Source organism: Xanthomonas sp. WHRI 7945, assembly GCF_035026585.1.
Map to the genome: position 1 here is coordinate 16,056 of NZ_JAYIQP010000022.1, position 14,166 is coordinate 30,221.

A 14,166-nucleotide genomic window follows, 5' to 3' on the forward strand; every position below is an offset into this window, starting at 1 on the left:
CCAAATCCCGGCCTCTCAATGAAATTCAGCGAAAACTGGCTGCGCAGCCACGTCCCCACCCAGGCCTCGCGCGACGAACTGGCTGCGACCCTGACCGCTATCGGTCTTGAAGTCGAAGAGGTCACGCCGCTTGGCGAGTCGCTGCAGCAGGTGGTGGTGGCGCGCATCGTCGAAGCGGCGCGGCATCCGGAGGCCGATCGGCTGCAGGTATGCCAGGTCGATGCCGGGCAGGGCGGCTTGCTGCAGATCGTCTGCGGCGCGCCGAACGCGCGCGCCGGGCTGGTCGCGCCGCTGGCGCTGGTCGGCGCCCAGGTCGGCGGCATCGCGATCAAGGCGGCCAAGCTGCGCGGCGTGGAATCCAACGGCATGCTGTGCTCGGCCAAGGAACTGGGCCTGGACAGCGATGCGTCCGGCCTGTTCGAACTGCCCGACGACGCGCCGATCGGCCAGGCGCTGGCCGAGTACCTGGGCCTGCCCGACGCCAGCATCGAGATCAAGCTGACCCCGAACCGCGCCGACTGCTTCGGCGTACGCGGCATCGCCTACGACGTGGCTGCGGCCTGCGCCAGCGAAGTGCTGCCGTTCGCGGCCGAGCCGGTCGCCGTCGCCAGCGGGCGCCGCCTCGAGGTGCGCCTGCAGGCGGGCGGCGATGCGCCGCGCTATTGCGGCCGCGTCGTCGAGGATCTGGACCCGGCGGCGAAGACGCCGCTGTGGATGGCCGAGCGCCTGCGCCGCAGCGGCGTGCGCCCGGTGTCGCTGCTGGTCGATGTCACCCAGTACGTGATGCTGGAACTGGGCCAGCCGATGCATGCCTTCGACCTGGACACGCTGCACGGCCCGGTCGGGGTGCGCCGTGCGCGCGCCGGGGAGACGCTGAAGCTGCTCGACGGCCGCGACGCGACGCTCGACGATGGCTTCCTGGCCGTCACCGATGACGACCGCGTGGTCGCCCTGGCCGGCCTGATGGGTGGCTACGACACCCGCGTCACCGATGCGACCCGGCACGTGTTCCTGGAAGCGGCGCATTTCGCGCCGGCGGCGATCATGGGCCGCGGCCGCAAGCTCGGCCTGCACACCGATGCCGGCCACCGCTTCGAGCGTGGCGTGGATCCGGCATTGCCGCGGCAGGCGCTGGAACTGGCGACGCGGCTGGTGCTGGAACTGGCCGGCGGCCGTGCCGGCCCGGTGGTCGAGGCCGAGCTGCCCGACTACCTGCCGGCGCCGGCGCCGATCGCGCTGCGCCGCGCGCGCATCGTGCGCGTGCTCGGCATCGAGATCGCCGACGCCGAGGTCGAGCGCATCCTGCGCGCGCTGGGCATGGCCGTCGCCGCCGCCGCCGACGGTTGGCAGGTCACCGCGCCGAGCCGCCGCTTCGACATCGCCCTGGAAGAAGACCTGATCGAGGAACTGGCGCGCATCCACGGCTACGACCGCTTGCCGACCACGCTGCCTGGCGGCGCGTCGCGCATCGCCATGGGCAGCGAGACGCAGCTGGACGAACTGAGCGTGCGCCGCCAGCTGGTCGCGCGCGAGATGCTGGAAACCATCAACTACGCCTTCGTCGATGCCGGCCTGCTGGACCAGTGGGGCCTGGACGCCGGGCGCGTGGCGCTGGCCAATCCGCTCAGCGCCGAACTGGCGGTGATGCGCCCGGCGCTGCTGCCCGGGCTGGTCGCGGCGCTGGGCCGCAACGCCGCGCGGCAGGCCGGGCGCGTGCGCCTGTTCGAGCTGGGCAAGGCGTTCGAGGCGGCCGCGGCGGCCGGCGCGGCGCCAGCCGAGACCCAGCGCGTGGCCGCGGCGGTGTGCGGCGATGCCGACGCGCTGCAGTGGGGCCTGCCGGCGCGCAAGGTCGACTTCCACGATCTGAAGGGCGACCTGGAGGCGCTGGCCAGCGCCGCCGGCGCGCGCCTGGACTACCGTCCATCGGCGCGTTCGTTCGCGCATCCGACCCGCTCGGCCGACGTGTATCGCGACGGCGCCCTGATCGGCTGGATCGGCCAGCTGCATCCGCGGGTGCTGCAGGCGATGCAGATCGACGTGGACGTACTCGGGTTCGAGCTGGACCTGGCGCCGCTGGCCGCGCGCGCGCTGCCGCGTGCCGCCGAGCTGTCGCGGTTCCCGTCGGTACGCCGCGACCTGGCGTTCCTGGTGCCGGAGGCGGTGGCCTGGTCGGCGCTGGCCAGCAGAGTGCGCGGCGCGGTCGGGCCGCTGCTGCGCGAGGTGGTGCTGTTCGACCGCTACGTCGGGCCGGGGGTCGAGGCGGGTTTCAAGAGTCTCGCTATGGGCTTGATTTTGCAGGACAACTCGCGCACTCTGACGGATCGCGATGTGGATGCCGTGGTCGCCGATGCAGTGGCGGCGCTGGCGCGCGAACACGATGCGCGGATTCGCGGCTGAGACGTACGGGGATAGCAGGGCAATGGCGTTGACCAAAGCGGAAATGGCCGAACGGTTGTTCGACGAAGTCGGGCTGAACAAGCGCGAGGCCAAGGAATTCGTCGATGCTTTCTTCGATGTGCTGCGCGATGCGCTGGAGCAGGGACGGCAGGTGAAGCTGTCCGGCTTCGGCAACTTCGATCTGCGCCGCAAGAACCAACGGCCCGGTCGCAATCCCAAGACCGGCGAAGAAATTCCGATCTCGGCACGGACGGTGGTGACCTTCCGCCCGGGACAGAAACTCAAGGAGCGAGTGGAGGCTTATGCTGGACCCGGGCAGTAACCGCGAACTTCCGCCGATTCCGGCCAAGCGCTACTTCACCATCGGTGAGGTCAGCGAGCTGTGCGACGTCAAGCCGCACGTGCTGCGCTACTGGGAAACTGAATTCCCCAGCCTGGAGCCGGTCAAGCGCCGCGGCAACCGCCGTTACTACCAGCGCCACGACGTGTTGATGGTGCGGCAGATCCGCAGCCTGCTGTACGAACAGGGTTATACCATCGGCGGTGCGCGGCTGCGCCTGGAAGGCGAGGGCGCGCGGCAGGAGTCGGCGCTGAGCAACCAGATCATCAAGCAGGTGCGGCAGGAACTGGAAGAAGTGCTGCAGTTGCTGCGGCGGTGAGCGCAGCGGCGCAACCGGCTAGGAATGGCCGCGCCAATCCCGCTATAATCGCCAGCTCGCCGCGAGGCGGGACCGCCGCAACGGCGGACGTTTTTACCGGGGTATAGCGCAGCCTGGTAGCGCACTAGTCTGGGGGACTAGTGGTCGTCGGTTCGAATCCGGCTACCCCGACCATCTTCGAAGGCCCATGTCAGCGACATGGGCCTTTTTCGTTTGCGCCCAGTCGGCGGCCCGCCTTGTTCTGAACATTGGCCATGGCCTCAGCGAGCGGATGAACGGTAGGCTGGAGGGGTATGTGCCGCAGTGCAGCGCCGAATCTGCGCGCCGGAATGGCCGTCGCGGACGCTGTGGCGCTGGGGAGCAGGCCGGGTGCGATACGTTTTCGGTCAGGCGTGCCGCGACTGAAGCCGCTTCCGCTAAATGGGCCGATGACCGGCGCAGGGCACTGCCGCGGCTGGAATCGGGCGGCGGTGTAGACAAATGCGCCGACGCCGGTTCAATTTCGGCTCATCCAATCCACGCACCGGGAAGGCAGACTGCCGGCGACGCCGGGAAGCCGGCGCGGAAGTGCGGAGGAGGGCCGTCAAGGCTTTGACATGCGTCACGTTAACGTCGTGTCTTTTGCTGCACTGCGTCGTTCGCATTGCTGAATATCCGGACATGTAGTTGAATCCCTCCGGTATGGCGTCAAAAAAATGTCGGATGACGTCTTGGTGAGGGCAGACAGCTGTGCCATAGTGCACTGCAACACGAGGCTTCACTGTTGGCCCGGGCAGTCGCCCGAGGCTGGAAATGACACTGCAATCGTCTTACCCGACCGGTGATGGAGCATCGGCCGGTGGGGAGAGTGCGGCGTTCTCAAAACCACTCGACAGAGGGCATCGGCATCGCGCATGGGTAAACTTTTCGGCACGTTCAACTGGGCACTGTGCTTGGCCCTTTCCTGTCTGGTCTTCCTGTCCGCCTGCAGTAGCGGACCGAAGCTGCGGACGGACTTGCCTCCAGGCGATCCGCTGGCAGGTTCGATGGGGCAGCCGGAATACCTGCTCGGCCCCGGCGATCTGCTGACGGTCAAGGTGTTCCAGATCGACGACCTGGAACGCCAGGTGCGGGTCGACAACGAGGGCCGCATCTCGCTGCCGCTGATCGGCGACGTCAAGGCGGCCGGGCTCAGCGTCAACGCATTGCAGAAGGACATCGCCCAGCGCTATCGCAACGGCTATGTGCAGAACCCGCAGGTGTCGGTGCTGGTCGACGAATTCACCGGCAACCGGGTCACCGTGAGCGGCGCGGTCACCGAGCCGGGCATCTATCCGATCGCAGGTTCCGCGCTGACCCTGCAGCAGGCGCTGGCGCTGGGCAAGGGCGTCAACAATGTCGCCAGCCGCGGCAACGTGGTGGTGTTCCGCAACGTCGGTGGGCAGAAGATGCTGGCGCGGTTCGACCTTGGCGATATCGAGAAGGGCGCATCCCCCGATCCTGAAATCTACGGCGGCGACATCGTCGTGGTGTATCGCTCCGATGCGCGCCTGCTGTTGCGCACGTTGGTGGAACTGACGCCGTTCGTGATGATCTGGCGGGCCTACCGATGAGTACCCACGGCATGCATCACCGCTCCTCCTCGGCATCGGCACCGCTGAGCCCGGCCGACATCAGCCTGCTGGACTACTGGAACGCCCTGTACCGGCAGCGCTGGTTGATCGTCGGCATCACCGCCGCGGTCGTGCTGCTGGCGCTGCTGGTCACCTTGCTGATGACGCCCAAGTATCGCGCCACCAGCGTGCTGCAGATCGAGCGCGAGGCCTTGAACGTCACCAACGTGGCGAACCTGATGCCGGTGGAATCGCCGCAGGATCGCGATTTCTACCAGACCCAGTACGAGCTGCTCGGCAGCCGTTCGCTGGCCCGCGCGGTGATCCGCGAGGCACGGTTGACCCAGGAGCCGACCTTCAAACCGTTGGTCGACGAGGCGCTGGAGAAGCTGCAAGGCAATGGCGATGGCCGCGCGCCGTCGCCGCAGGCGCGCGCCACCGCGGCCGAGAACGCGCTGGTCGGGCCGGTGCTTGACGCGCTGCAGATCGAGCCGGTGCGCGACTCGCGGCTGGTGCGGATCAACTTCGATTCGCCCGATCGTGCGCTGGCCGCGCGCGTGGCCAACACCTACGCCAAGATGTTCATCGCCTCGACCCAGGAGCGGCGCCTGCAGGCGTCCTCGTTCGCGTCCAAGTACCTGTCCGAGCGGCTGGAACAGCTGCGCGACAAGGTCGAGGAGTCGGAGAAGAACACGGTCGACTACTCCAGCAAGGAGCAGATCGTGTCGCTGGGCGACGACAAGCCGTCGCTGCCGACGCAGAACATGAGCGAGCTCAACGTGCGCCTGGCGGCCGCGCAGGATGCGCGGATCAAGGCCGAGTCGGCCTGGCGCCAGGCCGGGATCGGCGACGGCCTGGGCCTGCCGCAGGTGATCAGCAGCCCGCTGATCCAGAACCTGCGGACCGAACAGGTGAGGCTGGCGACCGAGTACCAGCAGAAGCTGGCGACCTTCCAGCCCGGCTATCCGGAAATGCAGCGTTTGCAGAACCAGATCGCGGAGACCAAGCGGCAGATCGCCAATGAGATCGCCAACATCCGCACTGCGCTGAAGAACGATTACGAGGCGGCGCGGCAGCAGGAGACCTTGCTGTCCGAGCGCATCTCCGGCCTGAAGAACGAAGAGCTGGATCTGCAGACCCGCAGCATCCGCTACAACATGCTCAAGCGCGAAGCCGACACCAACCGCCAGCTCTACGACGCGCTGCTGCAGCGCTACAAGGAGATCGGCGTGGCCGGCAACGTCGGCACCAACAACGTGTCGATCGTGGACCGGGCCGACGTGCCGGGCCGGCCGAGTTCGCCCAAGACCTTGCTGAACCTGGCGCTGGCCTTCGTGTTCGGCCTGTTCATGGCGATCACGATCGCTCTGATCCGCTATTTCCTGCGCGAAGCCAATGCGGCGGCCGCGGCATGAATGGCCCGGCGCCATGCGGCAGCGTGACCGCGATCGCGATCGCGATCGCTGCGCCGATGCGAGCACACGTCATTTTTTCTACGCAAATTCTTCAGCGAGGTGATACGTGATTCAGCTAAGAACCAAGGCGATCGATTATTTTCCTGACCGGTTGTACGCAGTCGTCGTTCTGTTGAAGTAACACGGGCTGCCGTGGACCTGGGGTCGGTGAGGAAGGCACCGCAGCGGTCCACTGGCAGATGAGATCGAGGCTCGACGACGTCGCATGTTCCCCCGCATGCCACCGACCCGAGTTTGGATGGGAATCCCGACCATGCTTTTGGCAGACCTGAGTAGCGCCACCTATACAACTTCGTCCCCCCGCCTGCTGTCCAAATATGCGGCCGCGGCGGATATCGTGCTCCGCGTTTCGGATCTGACGGTCATCGTCGCCGCGGCGCTGGTCAGCCACCGCCTGCTGTTCGGCAACTGGTTGCCGGAAGCGTCCTACCGGGTCGCGATCGGCACCACGCTGCTGTACGCGGTGATCTGTTTCGCGCTGTTCCCGCTGTACCGCAGTTGGCGCGGACGCGGCCTGTTGCGCGAAATGATGGTGCTGGGCCTGGCCTGCAGCGGCGTGTTCGCGCTGTTCGCGGTGCACGCCTTCGTGGTGCAGTTCGGACAGCAGGTGTCGCGGCTGTGGATCGGGCTGTGGTTCACCAGCAGCCTGGCCACGTTGCTGGTCTCGCGCACCATGGTTCGCGGCGTGCTCAACCACCTGCGCTCGGAAGGCGTGGACGTGCAGCGCGTGGTCGTGGTCGGCCTGCGCCACCCGGTGGTCAAGATCCACAACTACCTGAGCCGCAACCCATGGGTCGGCATGCAGCTGGTCGGCTATTTCAGCAGCGACTACGACCTGTCGGTGGCCGACCATCCGAAGAAGCTGCAGTGCCTGGGGGCCGGCACGCCGGAATCGCTGATCGAGTACCTCAACAACAACGAGGTCGAGCAGGTGTGGATCTCGCTGCCGCTGGGCGAACGCGACCACATCAAGCAGCTGCTGCAGCAGATGGACCGTTATCCGATCCAGGTCCGGCTGATTCCCGACCTGTTCGACTTCGGCATGCTCAACCAGTCCGGCGACCAGATCGGCAACGTGCCGGTGATCAACCTGCGCCAGGGCGGGGTGGACCGCAACACCTACTTCGTGGTCGCCAAGGCGCTGCAGGACAAGGTGGTGGCGCTGGCGGCGCTCGCGGTGCTGTGGCCGGTGATGTTGGCGGTGGCGGTAGGGGTGAAGCTGAGTTCGCCGGGTCCGGTGTTCTTCCGCCAGCGCCGTCATGGACTGGGCGGGCGCGAGTTCTACATGTACAAGTTCCGTTCGATGCGCGTGCAGCAGGAGCCCAGCGACGTGGTGGTGCAGGCCACGCGTGGCGACAGCCGGATCACGCCGTTCGGCGCGTTCCTGCGCCGCACCAGCCTGGACGAGTTGCCGCAGCTGTTCAACGTGCTCGGCGGCAGCATGTCGGTGGTGGGGCCGCGTCCGCATGCGGCGCAGCACAACACCCACTACGAGAAGCTGATCAACCATTACATGCAGCGGCACTACGTCAAGCCGGGCATCACCGGTTGGGCCCAGGTCAACGGGTTCCGCGGCGAGACGCCGGAGCTGCGGACGATGAAGAAGCGCATCCAGTACGACCTGGACTACATCCGGCGTTGGTCGCTGTGGCTGGATACGCGGATCATCGTGCTCACCGCGGTGAAGGTGCTCGGGCAGAAGACCGCCTACTGATGCGCCCGATGTACCGTTACTCCGCCGACCGTCCCCGCTGCCGGCGCCGCCCCGTCGTCGCCGTCGGCAGCGGGGACGGCGGCGGCCGGGGCGCATGCCGCCGCGCGATGAGGGCGGTGGCCAGCTGTCGCGTGCGTGGTCGCCGCGTCGTCGTTGTGCCGCTTTTTTCCGTCTCGCGAGGCGGCGCGTGCTGACCGCGCCGGTGATGACGCTGCGCGAGCGGCGCCGCAACCTGCTGATCGAGCTGTTGCTGTTGTTCGCCATCGGCTACAACTTCCTGCTCGCGCTGGTGAACGCCAAGGTGTTCCGGGTCAGCCCGGCCATGACCTATGTCGCCGAACTGGGGGTCTACGGCGCCTGCTTCGTGATCGGCCTGTGGGCGCTGGACCGCAAGCGCACCGCCCTGGTGTTCACCGGGCTCGCGGCGATCGTGCTGCTGATGCTGGTACGGCTGTTCCTGGTCTGGTCGATCGATCCGAAGTTCTTCCGTGATGCGCTGATCCCGTTCGCGTTCCTGGTGCTGGGCGCGGCCTATACCGGGTCGCTGCCCAAGCTGTTCCTGCGCATGGCGCTGATTGTGTCGCTGGTGGCGCTGTTCGAGCTGGCGCTGCCCAAGCTGTACGGCGACGTGGTCAATCCGAAGAGCTACTTCGTCAATGCGCGCGGCGCCGCGGCGTCCAGTTTCTGGAACGCGGACAGCAACCTGTTCGTCAGCGCGACCCGGCCGGGCGCGCGCAACTTCCTGCCGTCCTCCAACCTGCCGCGCGCCTCCTCGGTGTTCATCGAGCCGGTGACGATGGGCAACTTCATCATCTTCTTCACCGCGATCCTGCTGACCTTCTGGCGCTGGATGCGGCCGCTGGCCATCGCCGCGTCGGTGGCGATGATCGGCTTCCTGATCGTGGCCTCGGATGGACGCCTGGCCGCCGGCACCTGCGTGATGATGGTGCTGCTGACCCCGCTGCTGCGGCGCATGGATCAGCGCCTGGGCTTTCTGATCTTCTTCGGCGTGTTGCTGGGCGCGTGGCTGATGGTGTGGGCGTCCGGCATCCAGAGCTACGAGGACACCACCCTGGGGCGCGTGTTCTTCACCGTCTATTCGATCCGCAACATGACCCCCGAATCGTGGCTGGGCCTGGATCCCCAGTCGCCGTACACGTATTTCGACAGCGGCATCGCCTATTTCATCTCCTCGCAGTCGGTGGTGATGGTGCTGGCGTTCCTGCTCGCCTATTCGTTCGCGATGCTGATGCGCACGATCGAGGGCCAACTGTTCAAGAACCTGTTGATCTTCGCGTTCGCGCTGAGCCTGCTGGTGTCCAACGGCTATTTCTCGATCAAGACCGCGGCGCTGTGGTGGTTCGTCTGCGGCTGCCTGTGGCAGATGGTGCCGCGGCGGCGCGAACTGGACGCGCTACCGCCGGCCACTGATACGCAACGACCTGAGGCGGTGGCGACATGAGCGCAGCGACGCAGCCGTTGCAGACGGTGCTGGCCGAGGAGCCGACCAAAACCGGTGTGCGCGGGACCCGCGCCGCGCGCGATGCGCGCATCGACGCGGCCAAGGCGCTGGCGATCCTGCTGGTGGTGTTCGGTCATGCCAAGGGCATCCCGCAGGCCTATGTGATCCTGGCCTACAGCTTCCACGTGCCGATGTTCTTCGTGCTGTCCGGCTGGGTCGGGGAGGCGTTCGGCAAGCGGCCACTGGGCGTGGCGACCTGGACCAAGCTGGCGCGCAGCCTGCTGTTGCCGTACCTGGCGTTCTTCGTGGTCGCGTACGCGTATTGGATGTTGACCCGCAACATCGGCTCCAAGGCGCAGCTGTGGGGCGACCGGCCATGGTGGGAACCGTTGCTGGGCCTGGTCAGCGGCATCGGCCCCAAGCTCTACGTGATGCCGGCGCTGTGGTTCCTGCCGGCGCTGTTCGTGACCACGCTGGCCTATCTGTACCTGCGCCGGCGCCTGTCGCTGGACGTGCTGGCGCTGCTGTCGCTGCTGCTGGCCTGGGGCTGGGCGATCTGGTTCCCGACCCAGGACTACCGGCTGCCGTTCGCGCTGGATGTGCTGCCGGTGGCGTTGTGCTTCTTCGCGGTCGGTGCGGCCGCGGCCAAGCGCAGCGCGCGCCTGCCGCGTAGCCGCATGGGCAATGCGCTGGCGGCGTTGCTGCTCGGCGCGGCGTGGTACGCGATCGCCTGGAACAACGGCCGGGTGGACGTGAACATGATGAAGTTCGGCCATTCGCCGCTGGCGTTCCTGGCGGCGAGCCTGCTCGGCAGTGCGATGGGGCTATGCGCGGCGCGACTGGTGCAGGAATGGGCCTGGGTGCAGTGGATCGGGCGCAACACCTTGCTGATCCTGTGCACGCATACGCTGCTGTTCTCGGTCATGGCCGGCGTCGCCAGCCGCACCGGCCTGGTCCGCGGCGATGCCTGGGGGCCAACCTGGGCGGTATCGGTGGGCGTGCTCGCGGTGATCGCCAGCGTGCCGATCCGCGCGGTGATCGTGCGCGTGGCGCCGTGGATGATCGGGCTGCGCCGCGAACCGGCCAGACAGGAGGCGCCCTGATGGCGCCATCGCAACAACGCTGTGCGCTGTCGCACGGGAGCGCTCAATGAAAGTGGTACATGTCGTGCGCCAGTTCCATCCGTCCGTTGGCGGCATGGAGGAGGTGGTGCTGAACATCGCGCGGCGGCATCTGCAGCAGGGCCGCGATCAGGTCGAGGTGGTCACCTTGGACCGGGTCTTCACCCGGCCGCAGGAGCGGTTGGCGCGACACGACGTGTACCAGGGCGTGCCGATCGTGCGCGTGCCGTTCCGCGGCTCCTCGCGCTATCCGTTGGCGCCGCAGGTGCTGGCGACGCTGCGCGGCGCCGACCTGGTGCACGTGCATGGCATCGATTTCTTCTACGACTTCCTGGCCTTGACCCGCCTGCTGCACGGCACGCCGATGATCGTGTCCACCCACGGCGGGTTCTTCCACACCACCTATGCCTCGCGGCTGAAGATGCTGTGGTTCAAGACGCTGACCCGGGCCTCGGCCTGGGCCTACGCGCGGATCGTGGCGACCAGCGAGAACGACGGCCAAGTGTTCTCCGCGGTGGTCGCGCCGCAGCGGCTGCGGGTGATCGAGAACGGCGTGGACGTGAGCAAGTTTGCCGGGCAGGGCAGCGCCTCGCCCGGACGCACGCTGATCTATTTCGGGCGCTGGTCGGTCAACAAGGGCCTGCTGGAGACGCTGGACCTGCTGCGCGCGCTGGCGGCGCAGGATCCGGCGTGGCGGCTGATCGTGGCCGGGCGCGAGTACGACTTCACCCATGCCGACCTGCTGCAGGCGATCGCCGAGCGCGGCCTGCAGGAGCGCGTGCAGCTGCACGTGGCGCCGTCGCAGGAGGAACTGGCGCAGCTGCTCGGCAATGCGCAGTATTTCGTGTGCCTGTCGCGGCACGAGGGCTTCGGCCTAGCCGCGGTCGAGGCGATGAGCGCCGGCCTGCTGCCGGTGTTGAGCGACATCCCGCCGTTCGCGCGGTTGGTGCGCGAATCGGCGCAGGGCGTGTTGGTGGATCCGGCCGATGCGCAGCGCGCCGCCGACGCGGTGCAGGCCTATGCGGCCGCCACCGACGCTGCGTTCGCCGCGCAGCGGCAGGCGGCCATGGCCTATGCGCAGCGCTACGACTGGGAGCAGGTGGTCGGCGCCTACCTGGACGAGTACCGCGCGGCGCTGGGCACTGCGGAGGGCGTGCGATGAGCGTGGAACCGCGCTGCAGCGGCGATGCGCGCGTGCCCGGTCCGTCGATCACCGTGTTGCTGTCGACCGAACGGCCGGCCGCGACCACCAACCCGTACCTGACCCAGCTGTACGCCGCGTTGCCGCAGCAGGTGCAGCTGCGCTTCTTCTCGATGCGCGCGGCGTTGCTGTCGCGCTACGACGTGCTGCACGTGCACTGGCCGGAATACATGATGCGGCACCGCAGCGGCCTGGGCACGCTGGCCAAGCAGGCGTGCATGGCGCTGCTGCTGCTGCGGCTGTGGCTCACCGGCGTGCCGCTGGTGCGCACGCTGCACAACGTGGCCCCGCACGAGGACAAGGGCTGGCGCGAGCGCCAGCTGCTGCGCTGGACCGATCGGCTGACCGCGCGCTGGATCCGCATCAACGCCACCACGCCCGAGCGCGCGCCGGCCACCGACACCATCCTGCACGGCCACTATCGCGACTGGTACGCGGCGATGCCGCAGCCGCCGCGGGTACGCGGGCGGCTGCTGCATTTCGGCCTGCTGCGTCCGTACAAGGGCGTGGAAACGCTGGTGGCGACGCTGCAGGCCTTGCCCGATCCGACGCTGAGCCTGCGCATCGCCGGCAACCCGATCAATCCGCAGATCCGTGCCGTGGTCGAGCAGGCCTGCGCCGCCGATCCGCGGATCAGCGCGCGCCTGCAGTACGTGGAGGACGAGGTGCTGGCGCGCGAGGTGGGTGAGGCCGAACTGGTGGTGTTGCCGTACCGGCAGATGCACAACTCCGGCACGCTGTTGCTGGCCTTGTCGCTGGCGCGGCCGGTGCTGGCGCCGTGGAACGAAGCCAATGCGGCGATCGCCGCGGAGGTCGGGCCGCAGTGGGTGCTGCTGTACCGGGGCGAGCTGGATGCGGCGCAGCTGGCGGACGCGCTGGCGCAGGCGCAGCGGCTGCCGGCCGATGCCACGCCGGACCTGTCGCGGCGCGACTGGAGCGCGATCGGCGTGCAGCATTACCGCAGCTATCTGGACGCGCTCGGCCAGCGCGTCGAGGCGCTGGCATGAGCGTGGCCGGAGCGCCGCCGCCGGCCGCGCCGCCGGAACGCAGCCTGGGGTCGCGCGCGGCCGGCGGCGCGGCGGTGACGATGGCCGGGCAGCTGGCCAAGATGGTGGTGCAGTTCGGCGGCATCGTGCTGCTGGCGCGCTTGCTCACGCCCTACGACTACGGCCTGATGGCGATGGTCACCGCGATCGTCGGCATGGCCGAGATCCTGCGCGACTTCGGCCTGTCCTCGGCCGCGATCCAGGCCAAGCACGTCAGCCGCGAGCAGCGCGACAACCTGTTCTGGATCAACAGCGGCATCGGCCTGGTGCTGGCGGTGGTGGTGTTCCTGTCCTCGTCGTGGATCGCACACTTCTATCGCGAACCGGCGCTGCTGGGCATCTCGCAGGCGCTGGCGGTGACCTTCCTGCTCAACGGCATGACCACCCAGTACCGCGCGCACCTGAGCCGCGGGCTGCGCTTCGGCCAGGTGTCGCTGAGCGACGTCGGCGCGCAGGTGCTGGGCCTGATCGCCGGCGTCGGCGTGGCCCTGGCCGGCTACGGCTACTGGGCGCTGGTCTGGCAGCAGGTGGTGCAGGCGCTGGTCAACCTGGCCATCGCCGGCGCCTGCGCGCGCTGGCTGCCGCGCGGCTACCGCCGCGATGCGCCGATGCGCGCGTTCCTGAGCTTCGGCTGGAACCTGATGGCCGCGCAGCTGCTCGGCTACGCCAGCCGCAACGTCGGCCAGGTGATCATCGGCCACCGCATCGGCGCCGAGGCGCTGGGCCTGTACAACCGCGCGTTCCAGCTGCTGATGATGCCGCTGAACCAGATCAATGCGCCGGCCACCTCGGTGGCCTTGCCGGTGCTGTCGCAGCTGCAGGACGATCCGCCGCGCTTCGGCAGCTTCCTGCTGCGCGGGCAGACGGTGATGGTGCACCTGATCGTGGCGCTGTTCTCCTTCGCCTGCGCGCTGGCGCTGCCGCTGATCGTGCTGGTGCTCGGCGAACAGTGGCGGCCGGCGGTGCCGCTGTTCCAGGTGCTGACCCTGGGCGGCATCTTCCAGACCGCGTCCTACGCCACCTACTGGGTGTTCCTGGCGCTGGGCCTGATGCGCCAGCAACTGGTGTATTCGGTGGTCGGGCGGGTGATGCTGATCGCCTGCATCTTCGCCGGTTCGATCTGGGGCGTGATGGGCGTGACCGTCGGCTACACCCTGGGCCTGCTGGTGATGTGGCCGCTGTCGGTGATCTGGATCGCCAAGGTGGCGCCGCAGGTGCCGGCGATGGAGCTGTTCAACAACGGCCTGCGCGCGATCCTAGGCTATGGCGCCTGCGGTGTGGCGGCGTACTTCGCCGCGCAGCAGTGGGGCGGCGGTTCGCTGTGGCAGCAGCTGGCGGTGGGCAGCGCGGCGATGGCGCTGGGCTGCGTGCTGGTATTCGCGCTGTGGCCGGCGTTCCGCCGCGACGTGATGGCGATCCTCAACATGCGTACGCTGCTGCGCGATGCCAGGGCCAAGCGATGACCCGCGGCCAGGCGACATTTCCCGAAACCCCTTCCC

11 protein-coding genes and 1 tRNA gene are annotated in these 14,166 nt (G+C 68.1%); all 12 read left to right on the forward strand.

The window, feature by feature from the left end; genetic code table 11:
- Positions 1-18: 18 nt before the first annotated feature.
- Complete coding sequence (gene pheT, locus VDQ83_RS15795; RefSeq protein ID WP_455435658.1) at positions 19-2,397, forward strand: phenylalanine--tRNA ligase subunit beta; 2,379 nt, start codon at positions 19-21, stop codon at positions 2,395-2,397.
- A gap of 22 nt (positions 2,398-2,419) precedes the next feature.
- Complete coding sequence (locus VDQ83_RS15800) at positions 2,420-2,719, forward strand: integration host factor subunit alpha (RefSeq protein ID WP_003466661.1); 300 nt, start codon at positions 2,420-2,422, stop codon at positions 2,717-2,719.
- Entirely contained in the window at positions 2,700-3,056 is a 357-nt protein-coding gene (locus VDQ83_RS15805; RefSeq protein WP_009597860.1) for a MerR family transcriptional regulator, read from the forward strand. Before VDQ83_RS15800 ends, VDQ83_RS15805 begins: the two co-directional genes overlap by 20 nt.
- A 97-nt stretch (positions 3,057-3,153) precedes the next feature.
- Positions 3,154-3,230, forward strand: a tRNA-Pro gene (locus tag VDQ83_RS15810).
- A gap of 719 nt (positions 3,231-3,949) precedes the next feature.
- Positions 3,950-4,648, forward strand: a complete 699-nt coding sequence (locus VDQ83_RS15815) for a polysaccharide biosynthesis/export family protein (RefSeq protein WP_263394895.1) — start codon at positions 3,950-3,952, stop codon at positions 4,646-4,648.
- The gene (locus VDQ83_RS15820; protein ID WP_309917710.1) at positions 4,630-6,063 is read left to right on the forward strand and encodes a GumC family protein; all 1,434 of its coding nucleotides are present in this window, start codon (positions 4,630-4,632) and stop codon (positions 6,061-6,063) included. Before VDQ83_RS15815 ends, VDQ83_RS15820 begins: the two co-directional genes overlap by 19 nt.
- A 313-nt stretch (positions 6,064-6,376) precedes the next feature.
- Positions 6,377-7,837 carry an undecaprenyl-phosphate glucose phosphotransferase gene (locus VDQ83_RS15825; RefSeq protein WP_455435659.1) on the forward strand — a complete coding sequence of 487 codons (1,461 nt, stop codon included), beginning with the start codon at positions 6,377-6,379 and terminating at the stop codon, positions 7,835-7,837.
- Positions 7,838-8,042: 205 nt separating this feature from the next.
- Positions 8,043-9,299, forward strand: coding sequence for a polysaccharide biosynthesis protein GumE (locus VDQ83_RS15830; protein ID WP_455435687.1), 1,257 nt, complete (start codon positions 8,043-8,045; stop codon positions 9,297-9,299).
- Positions 9,296-10,402, forward strand: a complete 1,107-nt coding sequence (locus VDQ83_RS15835; RefSeq protein ID WP_455435660.1) for an acyltransferase family protein — start codon at positions 9,296-9,298, stop codon at positions 10,400-10,402. Before VDQ83_RS15830 ends, VDQ83_RS15835 begins: the two co-directional genes overlap by 4 nt.
- Positions 10,403-10,448: 46 nt before the next feature.
- Entirely contained in the window at positions 10,449-11,582 is a 1,134-nt protein-coding gene (locus VDQ83_RS15840; RefSeq protein ID WP_455435661.1) for a glycosyltransferase family 4 protein, read from the forward strand.
- Entirely contained in the window at positions 11,579-12,628 is a 1,050-nt protein-coding gene (locus VDQ83_RS15845; protein ID WP_455435662.1) for a glycosyltransferase, read from the forward strand. The genes VDQ83_RS15840 and VDQ83_RS15845 overlap by 4 nt, the downstream gene beginning before the upstream one ends.
- Positions 12,625-14,130, forward strand: a complete 1,506-nt coding sequence (locus VDQ83_RS15850; RefSeq protein ID WP_455435663.1) for a lipopolysaccharide biosynthesis protein — start codon at positions 12,625-12,627, stop codon at positions 14,128-14,130. Before VDQ83_RS15845 ends, VDQ83_RS15850 begins: the two co-directional genes overlap by 4 nt.
- The last annotated feature ends 36 nt before the right edge of the window (positions 14,131-14,166 follow it).

Coding starts and splice junctions, on each gene's coding strand:
- pheT (WP_455435658.1), top strand. CDS start 19: ATGAAATTCAGCGAAAACTGGCTGCGCAGCCACGTCCCCACCCAGGCC.
- VDQ83_RS15800 (WP_003466661.1), top strand. CDS start 2,420: ATGGCGTTGACCAAAGCGGAAATGGCCGAACGGTTGTTCGACGAAGTC.
- VDQ83_RS15805 (WP_009597860.1), top strand. CDS start 2,700: ATGCTGGACCCGGGCAGTAACCGCGAACTTCCGCCGATTCCGGCCAAG.
- VDQ83_RS15815 (WP_263394895.1), top strand. CDS start 3,950: ATGGGTAAACTTTTCGGCACGTTCAACTGGGCACTGTGCTTGGCCCTT.
- VDQ83_RS15825 (WP_455435659.1), top strand. CDS start 6,377: ATGCTTTTGGCAGACCTGAGTAGCGCCACCTATACAACTTCGTCCCCC.
- VDQ83_RS15830 (WP_455435687.1), top strand. CDS start 8,043: ATGACGCTGCGCGAGCGGCGCCGCAACCTGCTGATCGAGCTGTTGCTG.
- VDQ83_RS15835 (WP_455435660.1), top strand. CDS start 9,296: ATGAGCGCAGCGACGCAGCCGTTGCAGACGGTGCTGGCCGAGGAGCCG.
- VDQ83_RS15840 (WP_455435661.1), top strand. CDS start 10,449: ATGAAAGTGGTACATGTCGTGCGCCAGTTCCATCCGTCCGTTGGCGGC.
- VDQ83_RS15845 (WP_455435662.1), top strand. CDS start 11,579: ATGAGCGTGGAACCGCGCTGCAGCGGCGATGCGCGCGTGCCCGGTCCG.
- VDQ83_RS15850 (WP_455435663.1), top strand. CDS start 12,625: ATGAGCGTGGCCGGAGCGCCGCCGCCGGCCGCGCCGCCGGAACGCAGC.